The sequence below is a fragment of the Thermomonas brevis genome (assembly GCF_014395425.1).
In the GTDB taxonomy this organism is placed as follows: Bacteria; Pseudomonadota; Gammaproteobacteria; order Xanthomonadales; family Xanthomonadaceae; genus Thermomonas; species Thermomonas brevis.
The window spans coordinates 2,317,986-2,330,641 of sequence record NZ_CP060711.1; the positions used below are offsets into that span (position 1 = coordinate 2,317,986).

General features: G+C 71.7%; 10 protein-coding genes. All 10 read left to right on the plus strand.

Annotation, left to right across the window (positions count from 1 at the left end):
* Nucleotides 1-67 precede the first annotated feature (67 nt).
* From H9L17_RS10685 to ftsA, 10 genes are read left to right on the plus strand one after another with little or no spacing between them, the layout of a single operon-like run.
* Nucleotides 68-1,846 (plus strand): peptidoglycan D,D-transpeptidase FtsI family protein, encoded by a 1,779-nt coding sequence (locus H9L17_RS10685; RefSeq protein WP_246455219.1) that lies wholly within the window; start codon nucleotides 68-70, stop codon nucleotides 1,844-1,846.
* A complete protein-coding gene (locus H9L17_RS10690; RefSeq protein WP_187569437.1) occupies nucleotides 1,843-3,345 on the plus strand; it encodes a UDP-N-acetylmuramoyl-L-alanyl-D-glutamate--2,6-diaminopimelate ligase in 1,503 nt (500 codons plus the stop codon). Before H9L17_RS10685 ends, H9L17_RS10690 begins: the two co-directional genes overlap by 4 nt.
* Nucleotides 3,342-4,724: a UDP-N-acetylmuramoyl-tripeptide--D-alanyl-D-alanine ligase gene (locus H9L17_RS10695; protein WP_187569438.1), complete on the plus strand. Its 1,383-nt coding sequence runs from the start codon at nucleotides 3,342-3,344 to the stop codon at nucleotides 4,722-4,724. The genes H9L17_RS10690 and H9L17_RS10695 overlap by 4 nt, the downstream gene beginning before the upstream one ends.
* Nucleotides 4,714-5,799 (plus strand): phospho-N-acetylmuramoyl-pentapeptide-transferase, encoded by a 1,086-nt coding sequence (gene mraY, locus H9L17_RS10700; protein ID WP_187569439.1) that lies wholly within the window; start codon nucleotides 4,714-4,716, stop codon nucleotides 5,797-5,799. Before H9L17_RS10695 ends, mraY begins: the two co-directional genes overlap by 11 nt.
* Nucleotides 5,799-7,142, plus strand: coding sequence for a putative lipid II flippase FtsW (ftsW, locus tag H9L17_RS10705; RefSeq protein ID WP_187569440.1), 1,344 nt, complete (start codon nucleotides 5,799-5,801; stop codon nucleotides 7,140-7,142). Before mraY ends, ftsW begins: the two co-directional genes overlap by 1 nt.
* Nucleotides 7,106-8,224, plus strand: a complete 1,119-nt coding sequence (gene murG, locus H9L17_RS10710; RefSeq protein WP_425507422.1) for an undecaprenyldiphospho-muramoylpentapeptide beta-N-acetylglucosaminyltransferase — start codon at nucleotides 7,106-7,108, stop codon at nucleotides 8,222-8,224. Before ftsW ends, murG begins: the two co-directional genes overlap by 37 nt.
* Complete coding sequence (gene murC / locus H9L17_RS10715) at nucleotides 8,221-9,663, plus strand: UDP-N-acetylmuramate--L-alanine ligase (RefSeq protein WP_187569441.1); 1,443 nt, start codon at nucleotides 8,221-8,223, stop codon at nucleotides 9,661-9,663. The genes murG and murC overlap by 4 nt, the downstream gene beginning before the upstream one ends.
* Nucleotides 9,660-10,610, plus strand: a complete 951-nt coding sequence (locus H9L17_RS10720; RefSeq protein ID WP_187569442.1) for a D-alanine--D-alanine ligase — start codon at nucleotides 9,660-9,662, stop codon at nucleotides 10,608-10,610. Before murC ends, H9L17_RS10720 begins: the two co-directional genes overlap by 4 nt.
* Entirely contained in the window at nucleotides 10,607-11,344 is a 738-nt protein-coding gene (locus H9L17_RS10725; protein WP_187569443.1) for a cell division protein FtsQ/DivIB, read from the plus strand. Before H9L17_RS10720 ends, H9L17_RS10725 begins: the two co-directional genes overlap by 4 nt.
* Complete coding sequence (gene ftsA, locus H9L17_RS10730) at nucleotides 11,341-12,576, plus strand: cell division protein FtsA (protein ID WP_187569444.1); 1,236 nt, start codon at nucleotides 11,341-11,343, stop codon at nucleotides 12,574-12,576. Before H9L17_RS10725 ends, ftsA begins: the two co-directional genes overlap by 4 nt.
* The last annotated feature ends 80 nt before the right edge of the window (nucleotides 12,577-12,656 follow it).

Sequence of the window (12,656 nt, forward strand, 5' to 3'; positions counted from 1 at the left end):
TTTCGGACAACGCCTGCGCTGGTTCGGCAGCGACGACCGCCGCGAGCGCGCCGGCGCGCATCCGCGCATGCGCGCGCAGTTCGACCTGCGCCGACGGATGCTGCTGGTCTGCGGCTTCCTCGGGCTGGGCTCGGTGGCGCTGCTGGCGCGCGCGCTGGACCTGCAGGTCATCGACCATGCCTTCTACCAGCAGCAGGGCGACGCGCGCTTCCTGCGCGAAATCCCGATCGCCACCTCGCGCGGCATGATCACCGACCGCAACGGCGAGCCGCTGGCGATCTCCTCGCCGGTGGAATCGGTGTGGGGCAACCCGAAGGAACTGCTGAAGGCGCCGGCGCGCCTGCCGGAGCTGGCGCGCGCGCTGGGCATGCCGCAGGACGAGCTGGCCAGCCGCCTGAGCGCGCGCGCCGACAAGGAGTTCGTCTACCTCAAGCGCCGCATCAATCCGGACGAGGCCGCGCGTATCCTCGCGCTGGACATCCCGGGCGTGGCCAGCCAGCGCGAGTACCGTCGCTTCTACCCGCAGGGTGAGGCGCTGGCGCACGTGCTCGGCTTCACCAACATCGACGACCGCGGCCAGGAAGGGCTGGAGCTGGCCTTCGACGACTGGCTGCGCGGCACGCCGGGCGCGAAGCGCGTCATCCGCGACAACAAGGGCCGGATCGTCGAGAACGTGGACCTGGTGCGCGCGGCGCAGCCGGGCCGCGACCTCGCCCTGAGCATCGACCGCCGCATCCAGTACCTGACCCACCGCGAGCTGCGCAACGCGATCCTCGAAACCGGCGCCAGCAGCGGCTCGGCGGTGGTGCTCGACGTCGCCACCGGCGAAGTGCTGGCGATGGCGAACCTGCCCACCTTCAACCCGAACGCGGTCGGCAGCAGCCCGCGCGACGCCCACCGCAACCGCGCCGTCACCGACCTGATGGAACCCGGTTCGACCATGAAGCCGTTGACCGTGGCATTGGGGCTGGAGGCGGGCGTCATCACGCCGGCCACGCTGTTCAACACCAATCCCGGCTGGATTCCCAACGGCAAGTACCGCACGAATGACACCCACAACTGGGGCGTTCTGGATACCACCGGCGTGATCCGCAAGAGTTCGAACGTCGGCGCGGCGATGATCGCCAAGCGGCTGGGCGACGCGCAGTTCTATGCCTTCATGCGCCGCTTCGGCTACGGCCAGCGTACCGGCAGCGGTTTCCCAGGCGAGGCGGCGGGCCTGTTCCCGTCGCCGGGCAGCCCCGGCTGGAGCGGTACCTCCAAGCAGACGATGAGCTACGGCTACGGACTGAATGCCACGCCGCTGCAGATCGCCACCGCCTATGCGGCGCTGGGTAACGGCGGCTTGCTGCACCAGCCCAGTTTCGTGAAGGGCCAGCACAACCCGCCCCGGCGCGTGCTGGACGCGAAGATCGCAAGCGAAGTGCTGCACATGATGCAGACCGTCACCGAGCCGGGCGGCACCGCGACGCAGGCGGCGATCCTGGGCTACCACGTGGCCGGCAAGACCGGCACCTCGCGCAAGGCCAGCGCCGGCGGCTACTCGCGCCGCTACATCGGCTATTTCGCCGGGCTGGTGCCGGTGGAGCATCCGCGCTTCGCGATGGTGGTGGCGGTCAACGATCCCGATCCTTCCCGCAAGGGCTATTACGGCGGCGTGGTCGCCGGGCCGGTGTTCCGCAACACGATGGAAGGCGCGCTGCGCCTGATGGACGTGTCGCCCGACGACCTCGACGCCTGGCTGGCGGTGCAGCAGGCCGCCGAGGCCAAGCGCCAGAAGGCGGAAGGCCGCGCCGCGCCGGCATCGGCCAGCGTGTCCGCGACGACCGCGAGGGCGCCGCAATGACCCGGGCGATGCTGCTGGGCGAACTGCTGCCGGAGCTGGAGGGTCTGTCCGCGGACCTGGCCGTCACCGGACTGGTGCAGGACAGCCGCGAGATCCGGCCGGGCGATGCGTTCGTCGCCATCGCCGGCTTCGGCGCGCACGGGCTGAACTTCATCGACGCCGCGCGCGACGCGGGCGCCGCCGCGATCCTGTACGAGCCGCCGGCCCCGGACGAACTGCCCGCGCCCGACGACGCGATCCCGGTGACCGGCCTGCGCGCACGCATGGGCGCGATGGCCGACGCCTTCCACGACCATCCCAGCGCGGCGATGACCACGGTCGGCGTGACCGGCACCAACGGCAAGACCTCCACCGTGCAGCTGCTGGCGCAGGCGTGGACGCTGCGCGGGCAGGCCGCCGGCACCGTCGGCACGCTGGGCAGCGGCGTGTATCCGAAGATCGTGCCGACCGGCTTCACCACCCCGCTGGTGCTGCGCATGCACGCGCTGCTGGCCGAGCTGCGCGACGAGGGCGCGTCGGCGGTTGCGATGGAAGTGTCCTCGCACGCGCTCGATCAGGGCCGCGTCGATGGCGTGCATTTCGACGTGGCCGTGTTCACCAACCTCACCCGCGACCACCTCGACTACCACGGCGACATGGCCCGCTACGGCGCGGCCAAGGCGCGGCTGTTCGACTGGCCGGGGCTGCGCGCGGCGGCGGTCAACCTGGACGATGCGTTCGGCCGCGAGCTGTTCGAGGCGGTGGGCGGCAAGGTGCGCGCGCTGGGCTTCTCCTCGCGCGGCGCGGCCGGCGCCGGCGTGCGCGCCGAGGACATCGTGCTGGACGGCGGCGGCATCCGCTTCATGCTGCACGCGGGCGGGCAGGCGCATCCGGTGCGCTCGTCGCTGCTCGGCCGCTTCAACGTCGACAACCTGCTGGGCGTGGCGACCACGCTGTTCGCGCTGGGCATGGCGCCGGCGCTGATCGCCGAGACGCTGTCGCAGCTCTCGCCGGTGGACGGCCGCATGAACCGCCTCGGCGGAGGCGTGTCGGATGAAGGCGTGGCCTTGCCGCTGGTGGTGATCGACTACGCGCACACGCCGGACGCGCTGGAACAGGCGCTGGCCTCGCTGCGCGCGCATACCGTCGGCACGCTGACCTGCGTGTTCGGCTGCGGCGGCGAGCGCGACACCGGCAAGCGCCCGCAGATGGCGGCCATCGCCGAACGGCTGGCCGACCGCGTCATCGTCACCGACGACAACCCGCGCAACGAGGACGGCGACGCCATCGTCCGCGACATCGTGGCCGGCTTCGCCGAGCCTGCGCGCGCCGTCGTGCAGCGCGACCGCGCCGCCGCCATCGCGATGGCGATTTCCGCGGCCGGCGCCGACGACGTGGTACTCATCGCCGGCAAGGGCCACGAGCCGTATCAGGACGTGGGCGGCGTGAAGCATCCGTTCGAGGACGCGGCGGTGGCGCGCGACTGCCTGCGACGCTACGCCGCGGAGAAGCGGCCATGAGCCCGCGCACGCTGTCGTGGATCGCGCAGGCCACCGGCGGCCGGCTGGTCGGCGCCGACCGCACGGTCGACGCCATCGCCACCGACACCCGCGCGCTGCCGGGCGGCGACGCGCTGTTCGTGGCGCTGAAGGGCGAGAATTTCGACGGCCACGCGCACGTGCAGGCCGCCGCCGCCGGCGGCTGCGTGGCGGCGCTGGTGTCGCGCGCGGTCGATGTCGCGCTGCCGCAGGTCGTGGTGGCCGACACCGAGCGCGCATTGGCAAGCCTGGCCGCCGCGGTGCAGGGCTCGCGCGCCACCAAGGTGCTGGCGGTGACCGGCAGCAACGGCAAGACCACGGTCAAGACGCTGCTGCATTCGATCCTGCGCCAGCTCGGCGGCGCCTATGCCAACCCGGGCAACCGCAACAACGAGATCGGCCTGCCGCTGGCGGTGCTGGAAGCGCCGGACGACGCGCGCTTCGCGGTGTACGAGATGGGCGCCGGCAAGCCCGGCGACATCGCCTACCTGACCGCGATCGCCCGCCCCGACGTGGCGCTGGTCAACAACATCGCCTCGGCGCACCTGGAGCGGATGGGCAGCCTGCTGGGCGTGGCCCAGACCAAGGGCGCGATCTACCAGGCGCTGCCCGACGACGGCGTGGCGGTGGTCAACGCCGACGACGCGTTCGCGCTGTATTTCCTCGAACGCCTGCGCGGCCGCCGCGCGATCCGCTTCGGCGTCGAGGCCGCCGCCGACGTCACCGCGCGCGGCATCCATGCCGGCATCGACGGCTCGCGCTTCACCCTGGCGACGCCGCAGGGCGAGGCCGACGTGCGCCTGCCGCTGCCGGGCCGCCACAACGTCTGCAACGCGCTGGCCGCGGCGTCGATGGCGCTGGCGGTGGGCGCTTCGCTCGAACAGATCCGCGCCGGGCTGGAAGCCGCCGAGCCGGTCGCCGGGCGGCTGGCGACGCGTCATCTGCGCAGCGGCGCGACGCTGATCGACGACAGCTACAACGCCAATCCGGGTTCGCTGGCGGCCGCCATCGACACGCTGGCGGGCAGCGGCGGCGAGGCCTGGCTGGTGCTGGGCGACATGCGCGAACTGGGCGCCGACGAAGCCGCGCTGCACGCCGAAGCCGGCGCGCACGCCAAGGCCGCCGGCATCGCCCGCCTGTACGCGCTGGGCGAACTGAGCGCGCACGCGGCGCGGGCGTTCGGCGAGGGCGCGCGTACGTTCGCCGCACACGCCGAACTGGCCGACGCGCTGGGCGCGGAGCTGCGCGCCGGCACCACCGTGCTGGTGAAGGGATCGCGCGGCAGCGCGATGGACAGGATCGTGACCGCGCTGCTGCAGCGCGATGCCGGACGCGGCGAGGAGAACACCGGTGCTGCTTGAACTCACGCGCCTGCTGGAACAGCTGCAGGGCCACTTCGGCCTGTTCGCCTACCTGACCTTCCGGGCGATCCTGGCGGCGCTGACCGCGCTCGCGCTGTCGCTGTGGTGGGGCCCGCGGATGATCCGCTACCTCGCCACGCTCAAGGGCGGCCAGCCGATCCGCAAGGACGGCCCGCAGTCGCACTTCTCCAAGGCCGGCACGCCCACCATGGGCGGCGCGCTGATCCTGCTGACCGTGGCCGCCTCGGTGCTGCTGTGGGGCGACCTGCGCAACAAGTACGTGTGGGTGGTGCTGGTGGTGATGCTCGGCTTCGGCGCCATCGGCTGGGCCGACGACTGGATCAAGATCGTCAAGCGTGATCCCAACGGCATGCGCTCGCGCACCAAGTACGCGCTGCAGTCGCTGCTCGGCCTCGCGGCCGGCATCTACCTGTTCGCGTTCGCCGACGTGCCGGCGGCGACCACCTTCTACGTGCCGTTCTTCAAGTCGATCGCGCTGCCGCTGGCCGGCGTCGGCTTCGTCGCCATCGCCTATTTCTGGATCGTCGGCTTCTCCAACGCGGTCAACCTGACCGACGGCCTCGACGGCCTCGCCATCATGCCCACCGTGCTGGTGGCCTGCGCGCTGGGCGTGTTCGCCTACGCCTCGGGCAACGCGGTGTTCTCCAGCTACCTGCAGATCCCGCAGGTGCCGGGCGCGGGCGAGCTGACCATCATCTGCGCGGCGATCGCCGGCGCGGGCCTGGGTTTCCTGTGGTTCAACACCTATCCGGCGATGGTGTTCATGGGCGACATCGGCGCGCTGGCGCTGGGCGCGGTGCTCGGCGCCATCGCGGTGATCGTGCGCCAGGAATTGGTGCTGGTGCTGATGGGCGGCATCTTCGTGATCGAGACGCTGTCGGTGATGATCCAGGTCGCCAGCTTCAAGCTCACCGGCAAGCGCGTGTTCCGGATGGCGCCGATCCACCACCACTTCGAGCTGAAGGGCTGGCCGGAGCCGCGCGTGATCGTGCGCTTCTGGATCATCAGCGTGGTGCTGGTGCTGGTCGGTCTCGCCACGTTGAAGGTGCGCTGATGAGCGCGACCGGCATCGACAGCCTGCGCCAGGCCACCCGCGTCGACGAGATCGACGGGCGCTTCGACCCGTGGCTGCTGGGCGTGTCCATCGCGCTGGCCTGCCTGGGCGTGGTGATGGTCGGCTCGGCGGCCATTGCCGGCGGCGGCGTCGATGCCGGGCCGTGGTACTTCCTGACCCGCCACCTGATGTTCCTGGCGATCGGCCTGGGGCTGGCCGCGGTGGCGATGCGCACCGAGCTGAAGACCATCGAGAAGCACAGCCAGTGGCTGCTGCTGGCCTGCGCGGTGCTGCTGCTGCTGGTGTTCGTGCCTGGCATCGGCAAGTCGGTGAACGGCGCGCGGCGCTGGCTCAACCTCGGCGTGTCCAATTTCCAGGCCGTGGAAGCGGTGAAGGTGCTCTACATCGTCTGGCTGGCGAGCTACCTGAAGCGCTACAGCGAGGACGTGGCGGTCACCCTGACCGCGATGTTCAAGCCGCTGGGCGTGGTCGGCGTGCTGGTCGTGCTGCTGCTGCTGCAGCCGGACTTCGGTTCCTCGGTGCTGCTGCTCGGCATCACCACCTGCATGCTGCTGCTGGGCGGCGCGCCGATCCGCCGAATCATCCTGCCGATCCTGCTGATGCTGCCGGCGCTGGTGCTGCTGGTGGTGTTCGAGCCGTACCGCATGCGCCGCGTCACCTCGTTCATGGACCCGTGGCAGGACCAGCTCGGCGCCGGCTACCAGCTCAGCAACGCGCTGATGGCGATCGGCCGCGGCGAATGGCTGGGCGTGGGGCTGGGCGCGTCGGTGCAGAAGCTCAGCTACCTGCCGGAAGCGCATACCGACTTCATCTTCTCGGTGATCGCCGAGGAGCTCGGCTTCGCCGGCACCTGCGCGGTGGTGGCGATGTACGCGCTGCTGGCCGGGCGCGCGTTTTGGCTGGGCCTGAAGTGCGTGGAGATGAAGCGGCATTTCTCCGGCTACATCGCCTTCGGCATCGCGCTGTGGATGGCGCTGCAGAGCTTCGTCTCGATCGGCGTGAACCTGGGCATGCTGCCGACCAAGGGCCTGACCCTGCCGCTGGTGTCGTCCGGCGGTTCCAGCGTGCTGATGACCTGCGCGGCGCTGGGCCTGCTGCTGCGGGTGTCGTGGGAATACAACCGCGCCGCGCGCCAGGTGGCGAAGCTGCGCGGCGTGGCCAGCGGCCCGTCGGTGGGCAGTGCGCCGCAGGCCGCGCAGCCGCCTATCCCGGTCGATGCCGCCGCGCGCGGCACCAGCCGCCTGCGCCAGCGCGTCGAGCCGGGCATGGGCAAGCCGGTCGCCGAATCGGCGGCGCTGGCGGCATTGCGGAGGTCGCGTTGAACGCACGCGCGCCCCTCGTGGTGGTGATGGCCGGCGGCACCGGCGGCCACATCTTCCCCGGCCTCGCGGTCGCGCAGGCGCTGCGAGAGCGCGGCGCGGAGGTGCGCTGGCTGGGCGCCGACGGCGGCATGGAGACGCGGCTGGTGCCGCAGCACGGCATCGCCATCGACACCATCGCGGTCAAGGGCGTGCGCGGCAAGGGCGTCGCGACGCTGCTGGGCGCGCCGCTGCGGGTGCTGTCGGCGGTGCGCGCCGCCGCCGCCGTGCTGCGCCAGTGCCGGCCGGACGCGGTGGTCAGCTTCGGCGGCTACGCGGCGGGGCCGGGCGGCATCGCGGCCTGGCTCAAGCGCATCCCGCTGCTGGTGCACGAGCAGAACCGCGCCGCCGGCATGACCAACAAGACGCTGGCGAAGGTGGCGCGGCAGGTGCTGGTCGGTTTCCCGCAGACCTTCGCGAACGAAGTCCACGTCGGTAATCCGGTGCGCGCGCAGATCGCGCAGGTCGCGCCGCCCGAGCAGCGCGACTTCGGTCACGCCGGAGCCCTGCGCCTGCTGGTGCTGGGCGGCAGCCAAGGCGCGCGTGCGCTGAACAACGCGGTGCCGCAGGCGGTGGCCGCGCTCGGCAAGCCGGTCGAAGTGCTCCATCAGGCCGGCGAGAAGATGCTCGACGACGCGCGCAAGGCCTACGCCGATGCCGGCGTCGAGGCGCGCGTCGAACCCTTCATCGCCGACATGGCCGCCGCCTACGCCTGGGCCGACCTGGTGGTGTGCCGCGCCGGTGCGCTGACCCTGGCCGAACTCTGCGCGGTCGGCGTCGGCAGCGTGCTGGTGCCGTTCCCGCAGGCGGTGGACGACCATCAGACCCGCAACGCCGAGTACCTGGTCGAGCGCGGCGCGGCGGTGCTGCTGAAGCAGGGCGACGATCTCGCCGCACGGCTGCTGCCGGTGCTGGCCGAACTGGCGGACGACGCCGGCAAACGACTTTCCATGGCGCGCGCCGCGCGCGCGCTGGCCATGCCCGACGCCGCGCAGCGTGTGGCCGACACGGTGCTGGCCGCGATCCCGAACGAGGTTTCACGATGAGCGCGCACAGCCTGTACCTGCGGCAGATCAACGACCCGGCCAAGGCGCTGCCGCGCGTGCATTTCGTCGGCATCGGCGGCGTCGGCATGAGCGGCATCGCGGAAGTGATGCGCACGCTGGGCTACCAGGTCAGCGGCTCCGACAATGCCGACAACGCGGTGACCAAGCGGCTGGCCTCGCTCGGCATCGCCCTCCACAAGGGCCACGCCTCGGCCAACGTGCTGGAGGCCGACTGCGTGGTGGTGTCCAGCGCGATCCGCGAGGACAACCCGGAACTGCAGGAAGCGCGCGCGCAGCGCATCCCGGTGGTGCCGCGCGCGGAGATGCTGGCCGAGCTGATGCGCTTCAAGCGCGGGGTGGCGGTGGCCGGCACCCACGGCAAGACCACCACCACCTCGCTGACCGCCAGCGTGCTGGCCGAGGGCGGGCTCGATCCGACCTTCGTGATCGGCGGCAAGCTGCTGGCCGCCGGCGCCAACGCGCGGCTCGGCAAGGGCGACTGGCTGGTGGCCGAGGCCGACGAGAGCGACGGCAGCTTCCTGCGCCTGAACCCGACGGTGGCGGTGATCACCAACATCGACGCCGACCATCTGGAGAACTACGGTGGCGACTTCGAGCGGGTCAAGGACGCGTTCTCCGAATTCCTGCACCGGCTGCCGTTCTACGGGCTGGCGGTGCTGTGCATCGACGACGAGGAAGTGGCGCAGCTGGCGCGCCGCACCCCGCGCCACGTGGTGACCTACGGCTTCGCGCCGGAGGCCGACGTGCGCGCCGCCGACGTGCGCCAGCAGGGCGCGAACATGCACTTCACCCTGTGCCTGCCGGACGGCAGCCGCACCGCCTGCACGCTGGCGCTGCCGGGCCGGCACAACGTGCAGAACGCGCTGGCCGCCGCCGCCATCGGCTGGCAGCTGGGCGTGCCGAACGACGCCATCGCGCGCGCGCTGGAAAGCTTCCAGGGCATCGGCCGCCGCTTCAACCAGCTCGCCACGCTGAAGCTGGCGCAGGGCGGCGAGGTGGCGCTGGTGGACGACTACGGTCACCACCCGAAGGAACTGGCCGCGGTGTTCGCCGCGGCGCGCGGCGGCTGGCCGGACAAACGGCTGGTGGTCGCGTTCCAGCCGCACCGCTACACCCGCACGCGCGACCTGTTCGACGAATTCGCGGCGGTGCTGTCCGGCGTGGACGCGCTGCTGCTGACCGAGGTCTATCCGGCCGGCGAAGCGCCGATCGCCGGCGCCGACGCCAAGTCGCTGGCGCGCAGCATCCGCACCCGCGGCCGGGTCGATCCGGTGGTGGTCAACAGCGCCGCCGAGCTGGCCGGCGTGCTGCCGGGCGTGCTGCACGACGGCGACCTGCTGCTGCTGATGGGCGCCGGCGACATCGGCGCGGCGGCGCAGCAGATCGCCCGCGACGGATTGCAGGGAGAAAGCGCATGAACCAGACCGCATTTCCGCCGCTGCGCGTGACCGATCCCGCCGCGTTCGGCCGGGTCGCCGTGCTGATGGGCGGCAGCAGCAGCGAGCGCGAGGTGTCGCTGGATTCCGGCCGCAACGTGCTGGAGGCGCTGCAGTCGCGCGGCTTCGACGCGCATGCGGTCGATGGCATCCCGGCGCTGGTCGACGCGCTGGTGCACGGCCGCTTCGACCGCGTGTTCAACATCCTGCACGGCAACAAGGGCGGCGGCGAGGACGGCGTGCTGCAAGGGCTGCTGCAGGCGTTCGAGGTGCCCTGCACCGGTTCCGGCGTGCTCGGCAGCGCGCTGACCATGGACAAGATCCGCACCAAGCAGGTGTGGATCACCGCCGGCCTGCCGACGCCGAAGTTCCTGCGCCTGGCGCCCGGCGCCGACCTGCGCGCGGCGGCGCTGGAGCTGGGCCTGCCGGTGTTCGTGAAGCCGTCCAGCGAAGGCTCCAGCGTGGGCGTGGCGCGGGTGGTGACCGAGGCCGACATCGACGCGGCGATCGAGGTCGCGCGCGGCTACGGCGGCGAGATGCTGATGGAACAGATGGTGGTCGGCGACGAGCTGACCGTCGGCATCCTCGGCGACGTCGCGCTGCCGTCGATCCGGATCGTGCCGAAGGGCGAGTGGTACGACTACAACGCCAAGTACATCGCCGAGGACACGCAGTACCTGTGCCCCGGCCTGGACGGCGCCGACGAGGACGAGATCCGCAAGCTTGCGCTGGACGCCTTCGTTGCCGCCGGCTGCGGCGGCTGGGGCCGCGTCGACGTGATGCGCGAGCGCGCCGGCGGCCGCTTGCTGCTGCTGGAGGCGAACACCGCGCCGGGCATGACCAGCCACTCGCTGGTGCCGAAGGCGGCGCGCCAGCTGGGCGTGTCGTTCGAGGAACTGTGCTGGCGGATCCTGGAGCAGACGGTGTGAGCGCGCTGAAGCGCCCGTTGCTGTGGCTGCTCGCGGTGGCGCTGGTCGCGCTGCCGGTGGTGGCCGTGGTCGAAGGCTGGATGGGCGGCGAGCACTGGCCGCTGCGCACCCTGCGCGTGCAGGGCGAATTGCAGCGGGTGGATCGCGCGCGCCTGCAGGCGGCGGTGCTGCCGCACGCGCGCCGCGGCTTCTTCGCGGTGGACCTCGGCGACGTGCAGCAGGCGGTGGACGCGCTGCCTTGGGTCGAGCACGCGGAAGTGCGCAAGCACTGGCCGGACGTGCTGGAGGTGCGGATCGTCGAGCACCGGCCGTTCGCGCGCTGGGGCCAGGATCGATTGCTGTCCGAGCACGGCCGCCTGTTCCCCGCCGGCAAGCTGCGCGTGCCCGCCGGACTGCCGCTGCTGGACGGCCCGGAAGCGCGGGTGCCGGAAGTGGTGGCGCTGTACAACCAGGCGCGCGCGCAGCTTGCCAACGCCGGCGGCGTGCTGGGCGTGGCGCTGGACCGCCGCGGCAGCTGGTCGATTGCGCTGCGCGACGGCACCCGGGTGGTGCTGGGCCGCAACGATCCCGGTGCGCGGCTGGCCCGGTTCGCGCCGATGCTGCCGCAGCTGGCCGCGCAGAACCCGCAGCGCCGGCTGGTGCGCGCCGACCTCCGCTACACCAACGGCTTCGCCCTGATCTGGGCCAAGGCCGACGCAAGTTCCCCCACCACGAACAACGGCTCCAGTACATGAACCGCAAAGGCGACAAGGCCCTGATCGTCGGCCTCGACATCGGCACCTCCAAGGTCACGGCCCTGGTCGGCGAATACGCGCCGGGCGAACCGATCGAGGTGATCGGCATCGGCTCGCACGAGTCGCGCGGGCTGCGCCGCGGCGTGGTGGTGGACATCGACTCCACCGTGCAGTCGATCCAGCGCGCGGTCGAGGAAGCCGAGCTGATGGCCGGCTGCGAGGTCAGCAGCGTGTACGCCTCGATCTCCGGCAACCACGTGCAGTGCAAGAACTCGCCCGGCATCGTGCCGATCCGCGACGGCGAGGTCACCTACGGCGACCTCGACCGGGTGCTGGAAGCGGCGAAGGCGGTGGCGATCCCGGCCGACCAGCGCATCCTGCACGCGATCCCGCGCGAATACGTGCTGGACGATTCGCAGGAAGGCATCCGCAACCCGGTCGGCATGACCGGCGTGCGCCTGGAAGTGCATGCGCATCTGGTGACGTGCGCGCAGTCGGCGGCGCAGAACATCACCAAATGCGTGCAGCGCTGCGGGCTGGAAGTGGACGAGCTGGTGCTGTCCTCGCTGGCCTCCAGCACCGCGGTGCTGACCGGCGACGAGAAGGAGCTGGGCGTGGTGCTGGTGGACATGGGCGCGGGCACCACCGACATCGCGGTGTTCATGCAGGGCGCGATCTGCCACACCGCCAACCTGCCGGTGGCCGGCGACAAGGTGACCGAGGACATCGCGCACATGCTGCGCACGCCCACGCCGCACGCCGAGGACATCAAGGTCAAGTACGCCTGCGCGCTGGCGCAGCTGGCGCGCGCCGAGGAAAGCATCCAGGTGGAAAGCGTCGGCGACCGCCCGCCGCGCCGCATGCCGCGCCACGCGCTGGCGCAGGCGGTGCAGGCGCGCTACGAGGAAATCTTCGAGATGGTGCAGGCGGAACTGCGCCGTTCCGGCTTCGAGCAGCGGGTGCGCGCCGGCATGGTGCTGACCGGCGGCGCCTCGAAGATGGAAGGCGTGGTCGAACTGGCCGAGGAGATGCTGCAGATGCCGGTGCGGATCGGCATCCCGCAGCACGTCACCGGCCTTGGCGAAGTGGTGGGCAACCCGGTGCACGCCACCGGCGTCGGCCTGCTGCTGATGGGCGCGCAGATGGAAAGCCCGAAGCGCCCGAGCCTGCCGACCGGCAAGGTCGGCGGGATCGTGGGCAAGGCGGTGAAGTGGTTCCGCGGCTCGTTCTGAGCGGCGGCGGGGCAGGCGGAAGAAACAAAGCGGCAGGCGGAAGGCAAGCGGTAGGCGAGCAGGGAAAAAAACGGGAACAG

What these genes read in the sequence shown, in the direction of transcription:
- H9L17_RS10695 (WP_187569438.1), top strand. Translation starts at nt 3,342, where the DNA reads ATGAGCCCGCGCACGCTGTCGTGGATCGCGCAGGCCACCGGCGGCCGG.
- H9L17_RS10685 (WP_246455219.1), top strand. Translation starts at nt 68, where the DNA reads ATGCGCGCGCAGTTCGACCTGCGCCGACGGATGCTGCTGGTCTGCGGC.
- ftsA (WP_187569444.1), top strand. Translation starts at nt 11,341, where the DNA reads ATGAACCGCAAAGGCGACAAGGCCCTGATCGTCGGCCTCGACATCGGC.
- H9L17_RS10720 (WP_187569442.1), top strand. Translation starts at nt 9,660, where the DNA reads ATGAACCAGACCGCATTTCCGCCGCTGCGCGTGACCGATCCCGCCGCG.
- H9L17_RS10690 (WP_187569437.1), top strand. Translation starts at nt 1,843, where the DNA reads ATGACCCGGGCGATGCTGCTGGGCGAACTGCTGCCGGAGCTGGAGGGT.
- murC (WP_187569441.1), top strand. Translation starts at nt 8,221, where the DNA reads ATGAGCGCGCACAGCCTGTACCTGCGGCAGATCAACGACCCGGCCAAG.
- ftsW (WP_187569440.1), top strand. Translation starts at nt 5,799, where the DNA reads ATGAGCGCGACCGGCATCGACAGCCTGCGCCAGGCCACCCGCGTCGAC.